The following is a 21,252-nucleotide window of genomic DNA, read 5'->3' as shown; positions in this document are numbered from 1 at the left end:
AGAAGAACGCGCTAGACCATCCTCCGAAATCGCAGTATCGGAAACGTACTCAACGAGCACTAGGAGGACGTTCCACAGAGGACGACTTCGAATTCTCGGTGTTTACGTCGTCGTATGTGCCCTCAGGGGATTCTCGATAGCAGAATGGGGTAGTGAATTCCGATTACACACCTACCGGTGTAATGGTGAGCGTGACGGGCGTGCCAGACCTACTCTGGACTGGTACAGAATAGACAGTTTTCTCACATATAGAACAGCAGCGGCAAACATCTCGGCCGCGTAGCGTCATGCAACGATCCTACGAGGTGAAACTCGAAGTGCAAGTCCGCTAGATTCGTTCTCTACGACAGAATAGAACTGTGACGGATACGACTCACTCCCTTGGGTTCCTCAGAAGGGAGGTTGCAGCTACCCTCGCACGGTATTCTCGTCTGATACATGAAAAGTTATAAATAATGATAATGTAATTACAGAACTGTATGAGCAGTGATACCAGTAGTGATGAAAGCGGCTTCGCTCGGCGGCGCTTCCTCAAATTGAGCGGCACGGCGGGTGCGGTCACGCTCGCGGGGTGTTCATCGGAACCCTCGGCCGAAGGTGGCGGAGACATCGGTACCCTCACCGGCGGCGACGGTTCCGTTACTACCTCCTCGGGTGGGTCCACCGCCTCGGACGAGCGGAGTCTGACCGTACCCTCCCGGTTCATCCCGGCCGAGACGCAGTGGAATCCGTACGCTCCGAGTAACTACGCTGAGGTGGCTGGAAAGATGGTGTTCGATCCCTTCCTCAGATACAATCAGAAGACGGGCGAGCTAATTCCGTACGTTCTCCAAGACTGGCGGAAGGACGGAAAGACGCTCACGATGAGTATCAGGGAGGGGCAGACGTGGCACGACGGGAACCCCGTTACGGCGGAGGATTTCGTCACTAAGTTTACGATCGACAAGGGACTCGGGTACGAAATCACGAACTACATCGACGCTGTCGAGGCGGTCAACGACTCGACCATAAAGTACACGCTCAAGAGAGACTACGGAGAAAAGACAATCTTAGTCGTGATCGCCGGGAAGTGGATGAACACTCCCACGAGCGAGTACGGCAAGTTTGCTCAGCGGTTCCGTGATGCCTCTTCGGAAGAAGAGAAGAAGACGGTTCAGGGGGACCTGCAGGACTATCAGCCGAGCGAACCGCTCGGCTGTGGACCGTGCAAATACGACTCTGCGAACCAACAAGTACTGACGCTAACGAAGTACGAGGACCATCCGGATGCGAATCAGATACAGTTCCCAGTCTACGAACTCGAATACTTCGCGTCGAGCCAGCAGAAGTGGGCCGCGATGAAAAACGGGAGAAATATCGATATCGTGGACGGCTTCACGCCGATCCGCATCGCGAAGACGTTCCCCGATTACGTACGCCAGTACAAAGTCCCCACCTACAACGGGTACGGACTCGGATTCAATCACGACGACGAGGACTTCGGCAAGCGGAACGTTCGGCGCGCGATCGCATACGTGGTCGACCAACAGCGGATGGCGGAGCTCGCCGACCCCTTGAAAACCGCGGTTGCGAAACCGGTCGGCCTCGGCAGTTTCATCACGGACACGTGGAAGGAGAATCTGGGTGGCGACGTCGACGTATACGACTCGTACACGAGTACGGAGAAGGCGGCGGCCCTCCTAAAGAAGGAGGGGTACTCGAAGAAGGGCGAACAGTGGCACAAGCCGAACGGAGAGCAGTTCACCCTCTCGATTCCCTCACCGTCGGGCTGGAGCGACGTTACCAGCTTCACGACGACGCTCGCACAGATGCTGTCCGACTTCGGCATCAAGACAGAGAACAGGGCCGTCGAAAACACGACGTTCTTCGGACAGTACTGGGGAACATCGAACTTCAAGGTCGTCCCCTGGTTCTGGAACAACTCGGGGAAAACGGAGCCGTTCTTCAGTCTCTCGTGGATACTAACGAGTAACACGGTGATGTCTAACCTAAACTACGGAGAGAAACCGAAGGCACCGCCGGTCGGGGAACCGAACGGAGAGGCGTCCCCGGTCAACGTCCGGGAGACCCTTCGGCGTCTCAGTACGACGAGCGACCGGGCCAAAGCGCAGGAGTACACGCGGGAACTCGCCTGGGTCGTCAACCAGAATCTCCCGATGCTCCCGCTGATCGAAAAGATCCATCCGAGCTTCTGGAACGGGCAGGATTGGGACATCCCTCCCGCCGACACGAACAAGAAGTTCGTCGACTGGTGTAGTTACTGGTTCCCGCGTATCGGGGCGGTCTCGCCGGTGCAACGACAATAAGACGATCGAAGGCTTACTTACTTTGCTCGCGTACTTTTTACGCGCCCCCGGTGAGACTTCGTCGGGAGACGCTCGCGAACGGAGTCCCACGCTAGACGTACGGCGGTAGTCGACTCCGGTTCCGGACCACCGAAACTACTTCTGAAAGTCGATCTGGCGTACCAGATGCCGTCTCGGTATTCGCTGGGGGGTCATCCGACTCCGCTCTCTCCGTCACTCGGTTACCCTCCGAAGACGGGACGCTACCCCGTCCCCGATAGCGTCCATTCCAGCGTCTCCCGGGTGGAGGATATCTGCCGTCAGGCCGGAGATGTTCATCAGTTCCGCGCCTTCCGCGAGAAAAAGGTTAGAGCGACGAGAGTCGGTAACGATAGAGCGCAGCGTCGCTCGGAAGTCAGCGGCGCGTTCAAAATCGTCCCCGCTGCCAGCGTCTGCGAAGTAGGGAAAGAGAGTCACGCACAGGATCGGTTTTCGGGGATGGGAATTCGCGATCGTCTCGACGAACCTTCTCGCTCTGTTCCGGAACTGGGTGAGAGTAAACCCTCGGTTCGCCATGTTCACCGAGAGCGCTAGCGTCGCGACGTCCCAATCGTCGCGACCTGCGATGTAATCAGCCATAGCCGGGTCGCAGAACGCTGATCCCGAACATCCGAAGTTCAGCGCGTCGTACCCCAGTTCTCGGGCGACGCGCGCAACGTAGTTCAAATGCGGTGCCGATGCTGCCGCGCCTTCAGTGATAGATGTCCCGTACGCGAGATACCGCCGAGCGGGCAGTTCATCGGAAGTGGGAGGCCGACAGTCACCGGAAACATCGTGAAGAGCGACCGCCGGAGCGCGCTCGAATACGATCCGACAGACCCGCGGATCGAATCTCCCCGTTTCTTCGCCGGTGTCGAGTGCGCCGATTCGATCCGGGACAGTGAACGTGAGAGTCTCGGGTCTGGGACCGATCTCGACCGGCTTCCACGGCTGAAACGGCCCCCAGAACGGACGAACCCGCGTTCTATCGGCTGCAGAGAGCGTGATCTCGATCGTCGCGTTCGGACGGTCGGGAACGAACCGGATTTCGCTCCCGGTCGGATGTCTGACACGTTCGCGGGCGTCGACGTTCAGGCCTGTGCCGACCGTAGCCGGGACGCGGCACAGCCGATCACCGTCGGCGGTCCACTCCGCCGGCACCATCTCCGCGACGTTGTGCAGGGAGACAGAAGGATACTTCTCGAACCTCATCCGGAGTAGCCTACGAAACGCACCGTAATCATATCAGTCTGCTGGTATCCCTCCGCGTCTCGTAATTCAGGATTCGGGGGTATCCTAAATCACGGGAGTCAGAGAGAGTGACGACAGACGAATCTGCTTCGGACCAGATACGAAGCCGATCAGGCGATTCGACTCACATCGGTTCGAGAGGGACCGAAGTAACAGGATAACCGATCTCTCAGTGAATCAAAAGATAATTGACGAGACTGATCAATGTGAACACATGACGATCAAGACAGGTCCCTCCCGGGAGTATCGGCGCGTCCGTCGCTTAGAGACGGGCTGGCGCTTCCACCTCGGTGACCTCGACGACGGCGCCGACCCCGAACTCGACGATAGCGGCTGGGAGGTCGTCGAAGTCCCCCACGACTGGAGCATCAGGGGCCCGTTCGATTCCGAGAATCCCGGCGGGCAACAACAGGGCTTCGCTCCGGGTGGCGTGGGCTGGTACCGCCGCGAACTCCCGGCCGATATCGACCGGGACGCGACCATCCGATTCGACGGAGTCTACCGGAACTTCGACGTGTACGTCGACGGTGAGCACGTCGGTCACCGCCCGTACGGCTACTCGACGGTGAACGACAAGCTCTCCGAGTTCGGTGTCGACGGCGGTGAGACGCTCGCCGTCCGCGTCGACAACGACGAGTACCCACACAGTCGCTGGTACACCGGGTCGGGTATCTATCGCGACGTGCACTTGATCGAAACCGACTCGGTCGCCGTGGCACCGTTCGGCACCGACATCCGTACGACCGCAGTCAATCGCCACCGCGCTGAAGTCCAGATGCTAACCGAAGTCAAGAACGCCGAATCGGTCGAACTCCATCAGAACGACGAACCGCTTGGCACTCAACGCGCCGACGGTTTCGGGCCCCGCCCGATCGAGTGGTACGTCCCCTACGAGGCCGGGACACTCCGTGCGGTGGCGAAAGAGGACGGCGAAGTAGTCGCTGAACACGAACTGGAAACGGCTGGCGACCCCAGCCGGATCGAACTCGACGCGGACCGCGAGACGATAATCGCAGACGGTCGTGACCTAGCGTACGTCCGGGCGACCGTCACCGACGATACCGGGGTGCGCGTCCCCCGCGCAGATCACGAGATCCGATTCGACGTCTCGGGCGCAGGTGAAATCGCCGGCGTCGATAACGGAAATACCGACAGTAACGAGCCTTGGGTCGGCGACACTCGGTCGGCGTATCGCGGGACCTGCATCACCGTCGTCCGGGCGGACCGGGAAGGCGGGACGGTCGAGATCGAAGCCACAGCCGACGGGCTAGTTGGCGACGGCGTGACCGTGACGGTCGAAGACGCAGCGTAAGCAGTTCGGGCGAAGGCCGGGTCAGTTGCCTACGCAGAAAAGGTCTAGAAGACCGGGGTACCAGCGCCGGTTCAGCCCGTGATTTTATGCCATCAATCAGGTAATTGTACGCCGAACTCGGAGCGGTAACGCTGCATCGCCAGCGTGTTGAAACGGGACGGCGAATGCGACGAGCGGTCGGAGCGGATGGACTGCGTGACTCATGGAGAGGAGGGCGTTGAGGGTCGGACCGAGAGTTCCGCGAACTGTCTGGACGCGGGACCGAAAGCGACAGCGAGGAGTGTAGCGGCCACGACGCCCGCTAACGACACCCCGAGGGAGAGGGGACAGAGTTCGACGGTCGAACCGGGGAGGTGTCCAATCACATATCTCAGACGGGGCCGATCCGAGAGCGACGAGTCCGGCCGCACGTACCCCGTCGAGACGTGAGCGACGGGGTCGCTCGAATCGCAATCGAGAACCCCCGAATCGAGTAGATTCGACCGTACAGGCGAACGTCAACGAGACGTTCGCACGTTTCGTCCCGTATGAATGGAGTTCTGATCTTTCCATCGGACTCTCCCCCCATGAGAGACGTCCAGACCCGCTCTGAGTGATTCTCCGGCACGCCGTCCGAACCGCGGGAGGAAGCGGATCCCCCGTCCGGCTTCGAACCGCTATTCGATAGAATTAATTAGATGAAATTCCGGAGTTACGACCGGGAAGTCGACCAGTGTCGCCGACGAGGACCGTCGAATGTTCATCGGCAGCGTTCCTCGCAAAAATCCTGCATCTCGGCGCACCACGACCGCTGTGACCGTCCCTCGTTCACGGTCGGGTGGGCCACGCCCTCATTATCACGAGAGATATTTTCGCCCGTGGCGTTATATATGAAATATAATACTGAGTATGTAGTGCTCACATCAGAGACGATACCGGGTAAAGGGGCGAACGATGCGGTCAGAGCGACCAGCATTCGAGACATCCGATTTGGACGGCGAACGGACGACGAACGGGGAGATACGACATGAAGATACAGACGAAACTCATCGCGCTCTGTCTCGCCATCTCGCTGATTCCGGTTTCCGTGGTCGGCGGGACCGGAATCTACGAGATGCAGGAGATCGGGTCGTACGCGCAAGAACAGAGTACGACTCACATGGAGGGACAGGTCACGGGCGAACTGAACAACACGGTCAACGCGCGGCAAGAGCAGATTCAGAACGTCATGGACGTGCGACGCGTGGACGCGCGTTCGCTGGCCGACTCCTCACCGGTGCAGAACTATCAGGCGGCGAAAGCCGGCGAGTGGGACCTCGTCCAGCGGCAGAGTCGGACGCAGCTCGGCCACATGGCTCTGCAGATGCACAGCACCGTCGAGAGTACGAAGCGGACCGTTCTCGAAGAGCAGTACGGCGGGAAGCGGTGGGAGCAACTCACTCCCGAACAGCAACGACAGGTCGAGAGGAAAGTCGAGCGGATTCTCACCGGGACGACCGGCGACGGAGTGCGGTCGTCCGGCACCCTCTCGAAGATGTTCCACCCCGGCTACATCGGTACCACCGGGTACGGGTACATCACCGACCGTGACTCGAACATCGTCGCCCACCACAGTCTCCGCGACGGCTTCAACCTCAAAGCGGACGCCTCGTTGATGGTGTTCGAAGACGTCGAATCGACCGTCCGGTCGAACTCCGGCGTTCGGAACGGCGAGGACTGGGGAATCGCGGAGTACGACTGGGAGGACACCACCCAGAAGGGGAACCCCCTCGAACGGAAGTTCATCGCCTACACCTACCACGAGGACTTCGACTGGGTGCTCGCACCGAACGTCTACTACTACGAACTCCAGACGACCGCCAGAGAGAGCGCGAAGGATAGGATCAACGCGTCGTTCCGGAGTTACCTGAACACGCGGTCCGTCTCTATCGACGGCAGCGAGGTGCCCGCCTACGAGGAGATAATCCTGACCGACGAGAACGGAGCGGGCGTCATCCGCGCACACAGGGCGGACGGAGAGGTCGTCACCGAATCGGTCGAGGGCGCCTCGTACGCCGGCAGCGACTGGTTCAAGCGGAGCAAGAATCTCCAGAAGGGCGAGGTTCACGTCGGAAGCGTCCAGACGATAGAGGGCGAGCAAGCGATGTACCTCTCGACCCCCGTGTACCAAGGCGGGGAGTTCGCGGGATCGATCGCGCTCCGGTTCAACTACAGCATCCTCTCGGCGCTCACGAACGACGTCACCGTCGGCGATAGCGGCCATCTGAGCATCGTGAACGCTGACGGACGGGTGCTCAGCCACCCGAACGAGTCGGTCGTCGAGTCGGGGTCGAACATCGCGGACACGAAGTACGCGGGGTCGCTCGCCGGCGTCGCGCAGTCTCGGATACTCGCCGGAGAGCGAGGTCTGAGCACCTACGCGAAGCGGGGGAGCGACGGGAACGAGAGCTACTACGTCGGGTACGCGCCGCTTCAGTTCGGCGACAAGCAGTTCGCGCTCCTCGCGACGGTCCCCGAGGAGGACGTGACGGCACCGAGCGTGGCCCTCGGAAAGGAGTTGAGCGACAGAACCGCCTCGGCCCGGAACATCTTCCTCCTGTTGATCGGCGGCATCGGCGTCGGCGTCGTCGCGATCGGATACCGGTCGGCGCGGTACTTCTCCCGTCCCATCGTGCAGCTCCGGGACCGGGCGACGGCCCTCGCGGAGGGTCGCTTCGACGACGACCAGAGCGAAATCGAGGCGTCCGACGACGAAATCGGAGACCTGGTCGAGGCGTTCGGCGACATGCAGCGGAATCTCCGACGGCAGGTCGCCGAACTCCGGACCGTCAGCGAGAACCTCGGCGACGGGAAGTTGAACCGCGACATTCGGACCGACCTCCCCGGGGAGTTCGGAGCCATCATGTCCGACATCGACGACGGCATCGAGAAGGTTCGACAGAGCCTCGTGGAGGTTCACGAGGTCGCAGACGAGTTCGCGCAGGTGAGCAACGAAACCGTCGCGAGCGCCGAGGAGATAGAGTCCGCGAGTCAGGCGACCGCCGAATCGGTCGAAGAGATAGCCCACGGGGCGCAACAGCAGACCGAACAGCTCCAGGCGGCGTCCGACGAGATGAACAATCTCTCGGCCACCATCGAGGAAGTCGCCGCGTCGGCCGACGGCGTGGTCGATACGGCGAACGAGGCGGTGTCGCTGGCGGAACGCGGCCGCGAACACGCCGCCGACGCCACGCAGGAGATCTCCGCCATCGAGACGGAGACGAACGCCGCCGTCGACCAGGTCGAGGGTCTCGAAGACCGCATCGACGAGATAAACGACATCGTCCAGTTGATAACGGACATCACCGAGCAGACCAACCTACTCGCGCTCAACGCGTCCATCGAGGCCGCGCGCGCCGGCGAGGTCGGAAAGGGCTTCGCGGTGGTCGCAAACGAGATAAAGACGCTCGCGAACGAGGCGGAGGACGCCACCGAGGACGTCGAGAAACTCATCACCGAGATTCAGGAGGACACCGACGAGACGGTGGGCGACATGCAGTCGATGAAGGACCGCGTCGAAACCGGCGCAGAGACCATCGAGAACGCCATCGAGATGTTCGACGACATCGCCGACGCGAGTCAGAGAGCCGAACACGGCGTAAGGGAGATATCAGAGTCGACGGAAGCGCAGGCGACGTCCACGGAGGAAGTCGTCTCGATGGTCGACGAGGTGTCGAGCGTGAGCGAGGAGACGACGTCGCAGACGAGTACCGTCTCGGCGGCGACCGAAGAGCAGACCGCGTCGATAAACGAGGTGACGCGGAACATCCAGAACGTGTCCGCGTCGGCGCAGTCGCTCCAAGAACTTGTGAATCAGTTCGAAGTCGGCGATCACGACGGAAGTGTGCCGCAGGGACAAACAGAAGCGGACGCTACGGAGCTCGAAATGGGAGGAAAGCCCGAAAGGGAGGAGGTCCAGACCAGCGTGAGCGACTAACTCCGAACCGTCGTTCGTACTCGAACGTCGTATTTCTCGGATCGGATCTTTTTCCGGGTCTCAAAACGCTTTATCGGGCATTTTGTGGATCGACCCGACGAGGGTTGACCGTCGAACGAGGGAAACGTCTGAGTCCGATTTTGTACAATACCGGTTGTATCGAATAGGGGGAGGAGAGACTCCCAAAGCGGGTTCGATGGAACGGACGTCCATCGGTGGAGCGTCGCCCCGTCGCGTCGCTTCGATGACTGACTACTTCGGTCTTCGATATCCAAATAATGGAGTTCCGATGTTCATATCTATCGCATATCGCTCCCTCTCGACGGCGCCGAAACTGGCCGGGTGCCAGTAACTGGCCGTCGGGAACGGCGCGACTGGCCGAACGTCACTACGTGCGGGAACGACCAGACGACGGCGACGGTCGTTCCTGAGGTCGTCCGGACCGTTCTCTTTATCCCGGGAGACGACGATACCCGGGACGAATGTCGGAATCCCTGCCGAGCCCCGTCGCGACGGCGACGACGGTCATCCGCGTGCTCTACGCGGAACTCCTCACTATCGTCGTCGCGAGCCTGCTGACGGCGGTGGCATCCCTGCCGCTCGTCACCGTCGGCCCGGCGATACTGGCCGCCGTCGAGGTGCTGACGGCAGTCGTCACCCGTCGCGATACCGGCGCGCCGCCGACGGAGCGCGGGCGAGTTCGTCTGTTCGTCGAGGCCTTCCGACGGAATCTGAAGACGGGTCTCCCGTTCAGTCTCCTCCTGCTCTCGGTCGGCGGAGTGACGGCGTTCTACTACGTCGTCGGGACGGCGCGGAACGACGGCGGCCTCCTGTTGCTCGCGCTCCTCGGCGCGTACGGCGTCGTCGGGGCGTTAGCGGTGACGCTCCGGGTCGGTAGCTTTCGCGCGCGGACATCGCCGCCGCCGTCCGCGGTTCGCGCGCTTCGGCTGACCAGACAGTCCCTTACCGAGTACGCCTCGTACACCGTCCTCTGGCTCGTCTCGCTCGCCGGCCTCCTCGTGGTCGCGAGTTACGTTCCGGTGACGGTGCCGATGCTGTTGGCGGGCGTCCTCGGCGTGATAGAAGTCGTCGCGTTCGAGGCGGTGGTCGGCGACGGCGCGGCGGCCGTCGCCCCGGACACGGACGCGGACGTCGAATCGTGACGTCGGACCGTTAACCCTTCATGCCGCTGAGCGTCATCCCGCGGATGAAGTACCGCTGGGCGGACATGAAGACGACGATGACGGGGAGGACGATGACCGCCGCCGCGGCCATCACCAGTCCCCACTCGGTGAAGTACTGGTTCCGCACCGCGAACAACGCCACCGGCAGCGTATACATCGACTCGTCACTCGCGATGATCAGCGGCCACTCGAAGTTCTTCCAGGTCGTCACGAACGTGTAGATGCCGAGCGTCGCCAGTGCCGGCTTGGCGAGTGGGAGATAGACCTTGTAGAAGGTCTGGAACTCGTTGCAGCCGTCTATCTTCGCCGCGTCGCCCAGCGAGGACGGGAGGTTCATGAAGTGCTGGCGGAGCAGGAAGATACCGAGTGGATTGGCGATCATGGGCGCGATCAGCCCCTGGTAGGTGTTTACCCACCCGAGGTTCGACAGAAGGATGTACACCGGGATCAGCGTCACCATCGCCGGGACCATGATCGTCGCGACGAACAGCAGGAACAACTTCTCGCGGCCGACGAACTCGATCTTGGCCAGGGCGTACCCCGCGAGGCTGTCGAACACGAGGTTGAACGCCGTGACGCTGCCGGCGAAGACGATGGTGTTGAAGAACCACCGGCCGACGGGCTGGGTCGCGAACAGCTCCTCGAAGTTCGCGAGCGTCGTCTGCTCGGGGACGAGCGACACGGACCCGGCTGTGGGGTTCGCACTGAGTGCGGTCGACAGCATCCACCAGAACGGGAGGGACCACAACAGCGCGCCGAGCGTGATGCTTCCGTACAGCAACGCCGTCTTCGACCAGTAGCTGGCACCTGCTCGCTCGTATCCGGGGTAGTCGTAGCTCGATTTGGACATCAGTAAGCCACCTCGTCCTGTTGTTCGATCCGGTAACGGTAGTAGCTGAACACGAACACGACGGCGAACAGGAAGAACGCCATCGCGCTCGCTCGTCCGAAGCTGCTCTGGACGAACGCCGTCTCGTAGATGAGGACGACGACCGTAGTCGTGGCGCGGGCCGGGCCACCCTCCGCGAACGCCAGCGCGATGCCGAACACTTGGAACGTGCCGATGATGGCCAGCACCGTGACGAAGAAGTGGGTGTTCCGGAGGTTCGGCCAGGTGACGTGGCGAATCCGGTCCAGTCCGTCGGCGCCGTCGATGCGAGCCGCTTCGTACAGTTCGTCGGGGATGTTCTGGAGACCGGCGAGGTAGAGGATCATGTTGAACCCGATGCCACCCCACAGGCCGATGAGCATCAACGCGCCCAGTGCCGTGTTCGGGCTGTTCGCCCAGCCGTAGGCGAGACCCACCGGGCGGAGGAACTCGTTGACGACGCCGTTCTGCGACAGGATCCAGCGCCAGATGACGCCGCTGGCGGCCGCCGACAGCATCACCGGGAGGAAGTACGCGGCGCGGTACACCTTCTTGCCGCGGATGCGACTGTCCAGGGCCAGCGCCACGAGGAACCCCCCGATGATCTGGACGGGGACCACGACCGCCGTGTAGGCCACCGTGTTCCGGACGGCGAACCACCAGAGATTGAACGACGGGCTCCGCAGGGAGGCCCAGTTGTTCTCCCACGGGAGCGGTTGCAGTATTTCGACGTAGTTCGCTACGGGGAGCCGCAGACCGAGCACCTCTGTCCAGGCCAGTTTCCCGGTTCCGAGGAACAGGTTCCACTCCTGGAAGGAGAGGACGAAGGCGTACAGTATCGGCCCGAGCAGGAACACCGAGAACACCACCACGTTAGGGATGACGAAGAGGAAGCCGGCGAGGTTGTTCTCCTCGGTCGGCCGATCGACGACCTGACCCACGACCGAGCGGACCGCCGATCCGGCGCGCCGGAACGAAGACCAGATGGACTCAGTAGGCGTGCTCACGGCCGATCACCACCGCTCGTCTCGCCCGCCCCGTCGGCGAGCGTATCGCCGTCCGACCCGGTCGACCTCCCCACGACGCCCGGCGCAGTCTCCTCGGTCCGCGTCCGGTTGAAGACGGCCTCCCCCGTCTCGCCGTCGAACGCGTGGACGTGGTCGGCCGGGAGGGACACTCGGACGCGGTCGCCCTCGCGGACGCGCTGGCCGCCCGAGACGGTTGCGACGATTTCGCCCATCTCGTGGCGCAGGTGGAGGACGTTCTCGCTCCCCATCGGCTCGACGATGCTGGCGGTGAACTCCGCCGTCCGCGGCCCGGGTTCGTCGGCGAGGACGACGTCCTCCGGCCGGACGCCGAGCGTCACCGAGTCGCCGCTGAGATCGGCCGCCAGCACCTCGCGCTGGGCCTCGGTCGGTTCGTACGTGTACCCGGGAAGTTGCAGGTGTTCACCGTCGAACGTCGCGTCCAGAGTGTTCATGGAGGGGGAGCCGATGAACGTCGCGACGAACTCGTTGGCCGGTTCGTAGTACATCTCCATCGGCGTGCCGACCTGCTGGAGTTGTCCGGATTCGAGAACGGCGATGCGGTCGCCCATCGTCATCGCCTCCGTCTGGTCGTGCGTGACGTACACCGTCGTGGCCTCGAGTTCACCGTGGAGCTCCTGAAGCTCTGTCCGCATCTGCGTCCGGAGTTTGGCGTCGAGGTTCGACAGCGGCTCGTCCATCAGGAACACCGACGGGTTCCGCACGATAGCCCGACCGAGGGCGACACGCTGTTGCTGTCCGCCGGAGAGGGCCCGCGGACGCCGGTCCAGTAGCTCCGTGATATCGAGCAGTTCGGCGGCTTCCTCGACGCGACGTGTGATCTCCTCGTCGCCGAGGTCGGTCGTCATCTCCAACCCGAATCGCATGTTCCCCGAGACCGTCTTCTGGGGGTACAGCGCGTAGTTCTGGAACACCATCGCGATGTCGCGGTCCTTGGGCTTCACGTCCGTGACGTCGCGACCGTCGATACGGATTTCGCCCTCGCTGACCGTCTCGAGCCCGGCGATCGTTCGCAGCGTCGTCGACTTCCCGCATCCGGACGGGCCGACGAGGACGAGGAACTCCCCGTCGCGAATTTCGAGCGACAGGTCGTTGACGGCAACGATGTCGTCACCGAACCGCTTCGTCACGTCGTCGAGCGTCGTTCGTGCCATTCTAGAGTTGTTCGTTGATCTGGCGTTCGGCGGCGGTCATAGCAGTTTCGGGGTCCTTGTTGCCGGTCAGTACGGCCTCCGCTTCGTTCATGATGGTGTCGAGGATGGTCGACGTCTTGGGGCCGAACACCATCGGACGGCTGACGTCGCCCAGGTCGCCGAGTCCCGAGAGAAGCGGCCGGTCGTTGTAGAAGTCGCGGTCGAGCAGCGACTGGCGCGAGGGGAGTGCGGTCCCGGTGCTGGCCCACTTCCACATTCCCTCTTTGTTCGTGAGCGCCTTGATCAGATCGACCGAGGCGCCGGGGGCGTTCGTGTTCGCGGACGCGGACCAGGCCGTCGTGAACGAGATAGTCGCTTTCTCGCCACCCTCCGGGACTGGCATCCCGACCTCCGTCGCCTTGTAGATGTCGCCGTAGTCCTGTTCGAGCGTAGACACTGACCACGCGCCGGTCATCGCCATGCTGATGCTCCCGTCGCCCATCGCCGGCGGCGCCCACGTCGCCTCGATGTCGTTGCCGTAGATACCCGCGAGGTCGTCCTCGACGAGTCCGTTGAGGAACTGCATGGCTTCGACGGCCTCCTGGGAGCCGATGACGGCCTCGCTCCCGTCCTCGGAGAGCACGTCGCCGCCGTTCTGCCAAATAAGCTGTATAAGCGTGTTCCGCGGCTGACTCCCGACTGCCATCGGAAAGCCGACGTCGGTCGACTCGCCGATAGCTTCGAGCGCGCTCCGGAGTTCGCTCCACGTCGTCGGTGCCGACACCCCGGCGGTCTCGAGGTGGTCGGTGTTGTAGAACAGGCCGACCGGCGTGAAGTCCTTGGGGATGCCGTACACCGTCCCCTTGTACGTGAACGGCTTTAGTAGGTTGTCGAGGATGTCGTCGAAGTTGTACTCCTCGTCGTTCTTTAGCTCGGACCCGACGCCCAGGAGCGCGCCGTTTCGCATGAATTGGGGCGCCTCGTCGGCGATCATGTAGAAAACGTCGGGCTCCTTGCCGCCGGCGAACTGGGTCTGAAGGTTCTGATAGAACTGCTCGTTGGGCGTGTTCTGGTACTTGACCTTGACGCCGTCCGTCGAATTCTCGTACTCCTTTAGAATGCCGGTCACGATCTCTCGCTCGAGTCCCTCGCCCCAACTGGCGACGGTCAGCGTGGTCGTCTCGCCCGAGCCACCATCGGTGGATTCACCGCCGCCGGTGCCCGCGGTACCGCCGCCGCCACTGTCGCCGCTACAACCGGCGATGCCGACGGTCGCGCCGACGCCGAGCGTTTTCACGAGCGAACGCCTACTGAGATCTGGTGGATATGACTCTGTCATGAGTTGCTCCTTGTCATTGGCGAAGGACTATCCCCATTTATAATTTTCCCACCATTAATCAGTATGTACAGGTGGTCGAACGAGATTTTATTAGCCTCTATCTACGAGAGGAGACCGAATGCCGAAGATCACCTTCATCGGAGCGGGTAGTATGGTGTTTTCCGCGAAGCTCGTGGGCGACATCCTCTCGTTCCCGGAACTCGACGACAGCACGATCGCGTTGATGGACATCGACGCGGACAGCTTAGAGAAGACGGCGCGGGTCGCCGAGGCAATGGTCGCTAACGAGGGGCTCAAGGCGACGGTCGAGTCGACCACCGACCGGGCCGAAGCGCTCGACGGAGCCGACTACGTCCTGAACATGATCAACGTCGGCGGAACGGAACCGTTCGAGAACGAGATCCGCATCCCGAAGAAGTACGGCGTCGAACAGTCCATCGGTGACACGATCGGGCCGGGCGGTATCTTCCGCGGACTCAGGACCATCCCCACGATGCTCGACATCGCGAGCGACATCGAAGAGTTGTGTCCCGACGCCCTGCTGTTGAACTACACGAACCCGATGTCCATCCTCTGTCAGACCATGTTCGAGGCGACGGACGTCGAGACCATCGGTCTCTGTCACAGCGTCCCCCACACGGTGGAGGCCATCGCCGATTACGTCGATATTCCCCAGGAGGACCTCGACTACTGGGTCGCGGGTATCAACCACGTCGCCTGGTTCCTCGAAGCCACCCACGAGGGTGAGAGCATATATCCGGCGCTCCGCGACGCGATGGAGGACCCCGATATATACGAACGCGACACGGTCCGCTTCGAGATGATGGACCACTTCGGCTACTTCCCGACCGAGTCGTCCCACCACATGTCGGAGTACGTCCCCTACTTCCGGACCCGCGCGGAGACTATCGAGGAGATGACCGGCACAGACTACGCCGAGCGTATGCCCACCGCGACCTATCTCGAGGGCTGGCAGGAGCGCTCCGAGCGCCGCGACGACCCGGACCTCGACGTCGACTTGGACGAGGTCTCGGTCGAACGCTCCGAGGAGTACGCCTCCCGGCTCATCCACTCCATCGAGACGGACACGACCCGCCGGCTGAACCTCAACGTCAGCAACGCGACCGACGCGATCACGAACCTCCCGTCGGACGCCTGCGTCGAGGTCCCGGTGCTCGTCGACGGGACGGGCCTGCACCCGTGTTCCGTCGGCGACCTCCCCGCCTCGGTACAGACCTTCCCCCAGCAACACGTCGCCGTCCACCGCCTCGTCGTCGAAGGCGCGCTGAAGAACGACCGTGAGAAGATCCACCGCGCTGTCAAGCAGGACCCGCTGACGGCCGCCGCGCTGAGCCTCGACGAGATTCACGAGATGACCGAGGAACTGCTTACGGCCAACGAGGCGTACCTGCCGGAACTGAACTGAGGGTCGTTCCGCCTCACTGTGCTGACGTCTCACCGCCCGTCTAGCTCGTGGCGTCTCGAACCCCCTGCCGCGGACGGAGTCCCGTGACGACAGGCGGTTGGCGGCTACTTGTTTCCACATCGTAAACGGAGACGCTCCCGGACCACCGCTTCCGAGCGGCGTCCATATCGCCGAGAGAGGTGTCGAACAGGTGGAGACGTCGGCGGCGTCAGGCTGGGTGCCTCTGACAGGAGGGAGTACTGGCTTCGGTACCAGATCGCACCGAGAGCGAACACCTTTTGGTGGTCTCTATCGAGGTCGAACTATGATGAGAAAGCAGGCGGTCCAGCGACAGCTCGTAGAGAGCGGAGTCGTCGCGGTTCTGCGCGGAATCCCCCGGGAGAAAATCGTCGAGGTGGCGAGCGCGATTCACGAGGGGGGCGTCACCGCCCTCGAAATCACGGCCGACGCGGAGCGGTATCCGGAGATGATTTCGGCGGTCTGCGAGGAACTCGACGGGACGGACGCCGTCGTCGGGGCCGGAACCGTCACGGACGCCGCCGCCGCGCGGAACGCCATCGACGCCGGCGCGGAGTTCGTTCTCGCGCCCGACCTGAACGAGGATGTCATCCGCGCCTGCAACCGCGAGGGCGTCGTCTCCGTTCCCGGCATCACGACGCCGACGGAGGCCGTCACCGCGCTAGAGGCCGGTGCCGACATCCTGAAACTGTTCCCCGCGTCGACCGTCGGTCCGGGTCACGTCAGCGCGTTGCGCGGGCCGTTGGGCGACGTCCCCATCATGCCAACCGGCGGCGTCTCGGCCGACGACGCGGCCGACTACTTCGAGGCCGGCGCAGTCGCCGTCGGCGCGGGGTCGGCACTCGTGAACTACGAAGCTATCGAGAACGACGACATGGAGGGCGTCACCGAACAGGCCGCCGAGTTCGTCGAGGCCGTCGAGGCCGCCCGGTCGGACTGAACCGTCGCCGGGGCGTTCGGGAGTGACCGAGAGTTCGGCGGTTCTCGCTCGGTTCCCGCCGGCGTCTCACCGGTCGATTCCGCTCCCACCTTCCTCCCGGACGCGGGCTATCTCCTCGGGCGTCACGACCGCGAGGTCGCCGTCGAGCGTTCGCTTGACGGCCGCCGTCGCCGCGGCCGTCTCCAACGCGTCGTCAACGGTGTCGCCGTCGAGTCGCGCCGCGATGTACCCGCCGACGAACGCGTCGCCGGTGCCTATCGGGTCGAGTGTGTCCGCCTCGAACGCCGGTTGTTCGAGCACCGTCTCGCCCGTCGCGGCGACGGCGCCGTCGGACCCCCGAGTGACGATCACCGTCTCGTGCCCGCCGTCGCGTCTGAGTTCGTCGGCGACGGACTCGGCGGTTCCGCTCCGGTCCAGCACCCGTTCGGCGTCGCGCCGGGCGACGACGAGGACGTCTACGTGCGGGAGGAGGTCGGTCAGCGTCTCCCGCGCCTCCTCCGGCGACCAGAGTTTCGCCCGGTAGTTCACGTCGAAGTACGTCGTGAGGCCCTCGTCGGTCGCGCGGCGGAGCAACGCCGCCGTCGTCTCGCGGAGGCGCGGCGAGAGCGCCGGGGTGATTCCGCTGGTGTAGAACGCGTCGGCGTCCGCGTACAGGTCCTCGATCGGGAACTCCTCGGGCGTCGCGGTTCGGACCGCCGCGTCCTCGCGGTCGTAGATGACGGTCGTGCCGCGGGGGTCACGCCCCCGTTCGATGTAGTACGTCCCCATCCGACCGTCGTCGCTCCACGATATCTCCGTCTCGACGCCGTTGGCGGCCGCGTCGCGGACCGCCCGCCGACCCAACGCCGAGTCGGGGAGTTTCGAGAGCCAACACGCGTCCGCGCCGAGTCTCGCCGCCGCGACGGCGACGTTGCTCTCCGCGCCCGCCGAACGGAATTCGAGTTCGCGCGCCGTTTCGATTCGCTCGCCCGCCCGCGGAGACAGGCGGAGCATCGTCTCGCCGAATGTGAGCAGTGAAGCCATCTTTGTCACTCGTCTCGCTACTCCCCGCGACGGCGGATGCGATTGTAAGCGTTCCGAACGACGCCGTACGACCCGTTCGGACGCCCGCACGAACAGACACCGTGACGGCGAGTGAACGGGTCTATCTCCGAGATGGCGGTCGAAAGGGACTGTCCGTCGGGGGTCGTCCCTCGGCGGAGACGGCAGTCACTCCGATAGCGGCGTGAGCGACGCGGGGTCGGCGTCGGTGACGGCGACGTCGTAGGGGCCGACGGTCGACCCCCCGAGTGCCCACTCGGCGTCCGCGGGCGCGTCCACGGACATCGAGTCGCCGCCGAAGTTCGCGATCCACGTCAGGCCGCCGCGGCGTGAGACGCGGACGTGCGCCGGGAACGCGTCCGTGGTTTCTACCCCGGCGCGGTCCAACAGGTCGCCGACCACCGCGCCCGCGAGGTCGGAATCCGGCCACGTGCCGACGTAGGTGACGGAGCCGTCTCCGACGGCGTTGCGGACGATAGCCGGAGTGCCGTCGGCCATCGTGCCGTCGTAGCGACCGGTCACCTCGGCACCCTCCTCGGCCGGCGACAGCCACTCGTTCCAGACGCGACAGCCGAACTCCCGGCCGTCGTAGACGACGGTTCCGTCCATCGCGTCGGGGACGCTCTCGTGTTGCTCGACGTCGGCCCCGACGAGAGAGCGCAGGGGGCCGGGTTGCGCGGCGTCGTGGAGTTTGTCGTACGCGTCCTTCACGCCGGACCGCATCGTCACCAGCAGTTCGCCGCCGCCCTCGACGTACGAGGTCAGCGTCTCGGCGAGTTCGTCCGTGACGAGGTACAGCGTCGGCGCGACGACGGCGTCGTACTCCGCTAACTCCGCGGTCGGCGGCACCACGTCCACGTGAACCGACCGCTCCCGGAGGGCCGCGTAGTACGTCTCGACGTGCCGCCAGTAGTCGAAGTCGGGCGTCATCGGTTCGATATCCAGCGCCCAGAGGTTGTCGTAGTCGTGGAGGAGGGCCACGTCGGCGTCCGGCGTCGAGAGCGACGACCCGTCGGCGTCGTCCCCGGCGACCGACGCGAGTTCGTCGAGGTCCGACGCCGCGTCGACGGCGTCTCGGTACCCGCGGTCCGGGGTGCCGTCGCCGTCGAGCAGACCGCTGTGGTACTGTTCCTGCCCCATCCGGCACCGACGCCACCGGAAGTACGAAACCACGTCCGCGCCGCGCGCGACGGCGTAGAGCGCCCACAGGCGCATCGCGCCCTCGCCGGGTTGCGGCGAGTACGGCGGCCAGTTGATGTCGCCGGGTTGCTGTTCCATCACCCAGAAGGGGGCGTTGGCCGCGCTTCGGTACAGGTCGTGGTCGAGTCCGAGGTTATCGGGGTTGCCCGCGCGTAACTCGTCGTTCGAGACTGCCTCGCGTTGCACCTGCACGTGCCCCGTCGGGTAGGAATCCCACGACGCGAAGTCCAAGTCCGCCGCCACGTCGTAGGCGTCGAGGTCGTCGTGGGACATGAAGTTGTGCGTGACGAACCACTCGTCGTTCGCCTCGCGCAGGATCTCGACCTGGAGTCGGTTGTACTCCACGACGCTGTCGCTGCTGAATCGGTCGTAGTCGAGCAACCGCGAGGGGTGGTGGTCGGCGGCCGTGTGCCGCGGCGGGTCGACCTGCGCGAAGGAGTTCAGCGTCTGACTCCAAAACTCGGTGCCCCACTTCTCGTTGAGTTCGTCGACGTCGCCGTACTTCTCGCGGAGCCAATCGCGGAACGCGCCGGCGCAGTCGTCGCAGTAACACCGGAGCGTCCCGTGGCAGCCGTACTCGTTGTCGGTCTGCCACCCGGCGACCGTCGGGTTGTCGGCGTACCGCTCCGCGAGTTTCTCCGTGATTCGACGGGTCTCGCGGCGGTACTCCTCCGAGTTGTAGCAGTAGTGACGCCGCCCGCCGTAGTGTCGGGTCGTCCCGTCGGCCTCCTCCTGCAGTATCCCCGGATGCTCGTCCACCAACCACTTCGGCGGGGAGGCCGTCGGGGTGCAGAGGACCGCCCGCATCCCGTACTCGCCGATGAGCGAGACGGCGCGGTCCAACCACTCGAAGTCGTACGTTCCTGGTTCCGGTTCCATCCGCGCCCACGCGAACTCGCCCATCCGGACGTACTCCAGTCCGGCGTCGGCCATCCGTTCGACGTCCGCCTCCATCCGTTCCTCCGGCCAGTGCTCCGGGAAGTAGCACACTCCTATCGACATACGAACCAGTATCTCCGGGGCGGTATAAGAACGTGAGGGTGTTCGCAACGAACGATCGTGAGCGACGCTCCGAAAAGGGTGTCAGACGCTGTTTTTCTTGACGTACTGGTCGTAGTCCACGTCGGTTTCGCTCGTCTTGGTCTTGAGAGCCTCCTCGGTGGTCGCGTCGAACAGATAGAGGTCCTCCTCCTCGAAGTCGAAGCTGACCGCCGTCCCCTCGGCGGGGCGCATCTGGCTTTCGACGCGAGCGGTCAGGTCCACGTCCCCCATCTCGGCGTAGAGGAAGTTCTCGTTGCCCATGTTCTCGACGACGGTCACTTCGCTCGGCATGCACCCCGCGGAGGCGGGTTCCATGTCCTCGGGGCGGACGCCGACGCGCACTCGGTCTCTGTCCGCGACCGGCGACCCGTCCGTCAGGGCGTACGTGAACCCGCCGGGCCCGACGAGGGTGTCGCCGTTCACCTCCGCGGTGAACAGGTTGATGCTGGGGCTCCCGATGAACCCGGCGACGAACTCGTTGGTCGGCGAGCGGTACACCTCGTTGGCGGTGCCGACCTGCTGGAGCTTCCCCCCGTTGAGGATGGCGATTCGGTCGCCCATCGCCATCGCCTCCACTTGGTCGTGAGTCACGTACGCGGTGGTGACGCCCAACTCCTGTTGGAGCTCTTGGAGTTCGGTCCGCATCACGGACCGGAGCTTGGCGTCGAGGTTCGACAGCGGTTCGTCCATCAGGAACACCTCCGGGTCGCGGATGATGGCGCGCCCGAGGGCGACTCGCTGCTGTTGCCCGCCGGAGAGCTCCTTCGGTTTGTCGTCCAGCAACTCCTCGATGCCGAGCAACTCGGCGACGTCCTCCACCTTCTCGTCTATCTCGTCGCTCGACTGTTTCGTCGAGAGCTTGAGGGGGAAGCCGATGTTCTTCCGCACGGTCATGTGCGGGTACAGCGCGTAGTTCTGGAACACCATCGCGACGTTCCGTTCCCGCGCGCGTTGGTCGGTCACGTCGTCCCCGTCGAACTCGATACTGCCGTCCGTGACGTCTTCGAGTCCGGCGATGCAGCGGAGCGTCGTCGTCTTCCCGCACCCCGAGGGGCCGACGAAGACGATGAACTCCCCGTCCTCGATGGTGAGGTCGAGGTCCTCGACCGCCACTATCTGACTGCCCTCGTCGCCGAACTCCTTCCGAAGTTTCGTGATGTCGATTGTTGCCATT

At 63.6% G+C, this 21,252-nt stretch carries 14 protein-coding genes; 6 read left to right on the top strand and 8 right to left on the bottom strand.

What is annotated here, in order from left to right; genetic code table 11:
- Positions 1 to 479 precede the first annotated feature (479 nt).
- Complete coding sequence (locus tag ACFQEV_RS09080) at positions 480 to 2,306, top strand: ABC transporter substrate-binding protein (protein ID WP_379695072.1); 1,827 nt, start codon at positions 480 to 482, stop codon at positions 2,304 to 2,306.
- Positions 2,307 to 2,519: 213 nt separating this feature from the next.
- Here ACFQEV_RS09080 and ACFQEV_RS09075 read toward each other — a convergent pair whose 3' ends face one another.
- Positions 2,520 to 3,536, bottom strand: a complete 1,017-nt coding sequence (locus tag ACFQEV_RS09075; RefSeq protein ID WP_379695070.1) for an SGNH/GDSL hydrolase family protein — start codon at positions 3,534 to 3,536, stop codon at positions 2,520 to 2,522.
- Positions 3,537 to 3,747: 211 nt separating this feature from the next.
- Between ACFQEV_RS09075 and ACFQEV_RS09070 the strand changes: the two genes are divergently transcribed.
- The 3 genes from ACFQEV_RS09070 to ACFQEV_RS09060 all read left to right on the top strand — a co-directional run bounded on the left by ACFQEV_RS09070 (position 3,748) and on the right by ACFQEV_RS09060 (position 10,005).
- Positions 3,748 to 4,887, top strand: a complete 1,140-nt coding sequence (locus tag ACFQEV_RS09070; RefSeq protein WP_379695068.1) for a DUF4982 domain-containing protein — start codon at positions 3,748 to 3,750, stop codon at positions 4,885 to 4,887.
- 1,006 nt (positions 4,888 to 5,893) lie between these two features.
- Positions 5,894 to 8,842: a methyl-accepting chemotaxis protein gene (locus ACFQEV_RS09065; RefSeq protein WP_379695066.1), complete on the top strand. Its 2,949-nt coding sequence runs from the start codon at positions 5,894 to 5,896 to the stop codon at positions 8,840 to 8,842.
- A gap of 482 nt (positions 8,843 to 9,324) precedes the next feature.
- Positions 9,325 to 10,005 (top strand): hypothetical protein, encoded by a 681-nt coding sequence (locus tag ACFQEV_RS09060; protein WP_379695064.1) that lies wholly within the window; start codon positions 9,325 to 9,327, stop codon positions 10,003 to 10,005.
- Positions 10,006 to 10,015: 10 nt separating this feature from the next.
- Here the strand turns inward: ACFQEV_RS09060 and ACFQEV_RS09055 are convergent, their stop codons facing one another.
- The 4 genes from ACFQEV_RS09055 to ACFQEV_RS09040 are packed head-to-tail and all read right to left on the bottom strand — an operon-like array spanning position 10,016 to position 14,370.
- Positions 10,016 to 10,876 (bottom strand): carbohydrate ABC transporter permease, encoded by an 861-nt coding sequence (locus ACFQEV_RS09055; RefSeq protein ID WP_379695062.1) that lies wholly within the window; start codon positions 10,874 to 10,876, stop codon positions 10,016 to 10,018.
- A complete protein-coding gene (locus ACFQEV_RS09050) occupies positions 10,876 to 11,901 on the bottom strand; it encodes a carbohydrate ABC transporter permease (RefSeq protein WP_379695060.1) in 1,026 nt (341 codons plus the stop codon). Before ACFQEV_RS09050 ends, ACFQEV_RS09055 begins: the two co-directional genes overlap by 1 nt.
- On the bottom strand, positions 11,898 to 13,094 hold the full coding sequence (locus ACFQEV_RS09045) for an ABC transporter ATP-binding protein (protein WP_379695058.1): 1,197 nt from the start codon (positions 13,092 to 13,094) through the stop codon (positions 11,898 to 11,900). The genes ACFQEV_RS09050 and ACFQEV_RS09045 overlap by 4 nt, the downstream gene beginning before the upstream one ends.
- A gap of 1 nt (position 13,095) precedes the next feature.
- Positions 13,096 to 14,370 (bottom strand): ABC transporter substrate-binding protein, encoded by a 1,275-nt coding sequence (locus tag ACFQEV_RS09040; protein WP_379695056.1) that lies wholly within the window; start codon positions 14,368 to 14,370, stop codon positions 13,096 to 13,098.
- 160 nt (positions 14,371 to 14,530) lie between these two features.
- Between ACFQEV_RS09040 and melA the strand changes: the two genes are divergently transcribed.
- Positions 14,531 to 15,838: an alpha-galactosidase gene (gene melA / locus ACFQEV_RS09035; RefSeq protein ID WP_379695054.1), complete on the top strand. Its 1,308-nt coding sequence runs from the start codon at positions 14,531 to 14,533 to the stop codon at positions 15,836 to 15,838.
- 304 nt (positions 15,839 to 16,142) lie between these two features.
- The gene (locus tag ACFQEV_RS09030; RefSeq protein ID WP_379695052.1) at positions 16,143 to 16,796 is read left to right on the top strand and encodes a bifunctional 4-hydroxy-2-oxoglutarate aldolase/2-dehydro-3-deoxy-phosphogluconate aldolase; all 654 of its coding nucleotides are present in this window, start codon (positions 16,143 to 16,145) and stop codon (positions 16,794 to 16,796) included.
- Between the two features lie 66 nt (positions 16,797 to 16,862).
- Here the strand turns inward: ACFQEV_RS09030 and kdgK1 are convergent, their stop codons facing one another.
- The 3 genes from kdgK1 to ACFQEV_RS09015 all read right to left on the bottom strand — a co-directional run bounded on the left by kdgK1 (position 16,863) and on the right by ACFQEV_RS09015 (position 21,251).
- Complete coding sequence (gene kdgK1, locus ACFQEV_RS09025; RefSeq protein WP_379695050.1) at positions 16,863 to 17,819, bottom strand: bifunctional 2-dehydro-3-deoxygluconokinase/2-dehydro-3-deoxygalactonokinase; 957 nt, start codon at positions 17,817 to 17,819, stop codon at positions 16,863 to 16,865.
- A gap of 186 nt (positions 17,820 to 18,005) precedes the next feature.
- Positions 18,006 to 20,039, bottom strand: coding sequence for a beta-galactosidase (locus ACFQEV_RS09020; protein ID WP_379695048.1), 2,034 nt, complete (start codon positions 20,037 to 20,039; stop codon positions 18,006 to 18,008).
- A gap of 81 nt (positions 20,040 to 20,120) precedes the next feature.
- On the bottom strand, positions 20,121 to 21,251 hold the full coding sequence (locus ACFQEV_RS09015) for an ABC transporter ATP-binding protein (RefSeq protein WP_379695046.1): 1,131 nt from the start codon (positions 21,249 to 21,251) through the stop codon (positions 20,121 to 20,123).
- Position 21,252 lies beyond the last annotated feature (1 nt).

The organism is Halopelagius fulvigenes (assembly GCF_042662625.1).
In the GTDB taxonomy this organism is placed as follows: Archaea; Halobacteriota; Halobacteria; order Halobacteriales; family Haloferacaceae; genus Halopelagius; species Halopelagius fulvigenes.
Note: the sequence above shows the minus strand (reverse complement) of the source record. Positions and strands in the feature narration are given on the sequence as shown.

Bases quoted from the DNA above. Each gene is read 5' to 3' on its own strand.
- ACFQEV_RS09075 (WP_379695070.1), bottom strand. From the start codon at position 3,536: ATGAGGTTCGAGAAGTATCCTTCTGTCTCCCTGCACAACGTCGCGGAG.
- ACFQEV_RS09020 (WP_379695048.1), bottom strand. From the start codon at position 20,039: ATGTCGATAGGAGTGTGCTACTTCCCGGAGCACTGGCCGGAGGAACGG.
- ACFQEV_RS09045 (WP_379695058.1), bottom strand. From the start codon at position 13,094: ATGGCACGAACGACGCTCGACGACGTGACGAAGCGGTTCGGTGACGAC.
- ACFQEV_RS09065 (WP_379695066.1), top strand. From the start codon at position 5,894: ATGAAGATACAGACGAAACTCATCGCGCTCTGTCTCGCCATCTCGCTG.
- kdgK1 (WP_379695050.1), bottom strand. From the start codon at position 17,819: ATGGCTTCACTGCTCACATTCGGCGAGACGATGCTCCGCCTGTCTCCG.
- melA (WP_379695054.1), top strand. From the start codon at position 14,531: ATGCCGAAGATCACCTTCATCGGAGCGGGTAGTATGGTGTTTTCCGCG.
- ACFQEV_RS09015 (WP_379695046.1), bottom strand. From the start codon at position 21,251: ATGGCAACAATCGACATCACGAAACTTCGGAAGGAGTTCGGCGACGAG.
- ACFQEV_RS09060 (WP_379695064.1), top strand. From the start codon at position 9,325: ATGTCGGAATCCCTGCCGAGCCCCGTCGCGACGGCGACGACGGTCATC.
- ACFQEV_RS09055 (WP_379695062.1), bottom strand. From the start codon at position 10,876: ATGTCCAAATCGAGCTACGACTACCCCGGATACGAGCGAGCAGGTGCC.
- ACFQEV_RS09080 (WP_379695072.1), top strand. From the start codon at position 480: ATGAGCAGTGATACCAGTAGTGATGAAAGCGGCTTCGCTCGGCGGCGC.
- ACFQEV_RS09030 (WP_379695052.1), top strand. From the start codon at position 16,143: ATGATGAGAAAGCAGGCGGTCCAGCGACAGCTCGTAGAGAGCGGAGTC.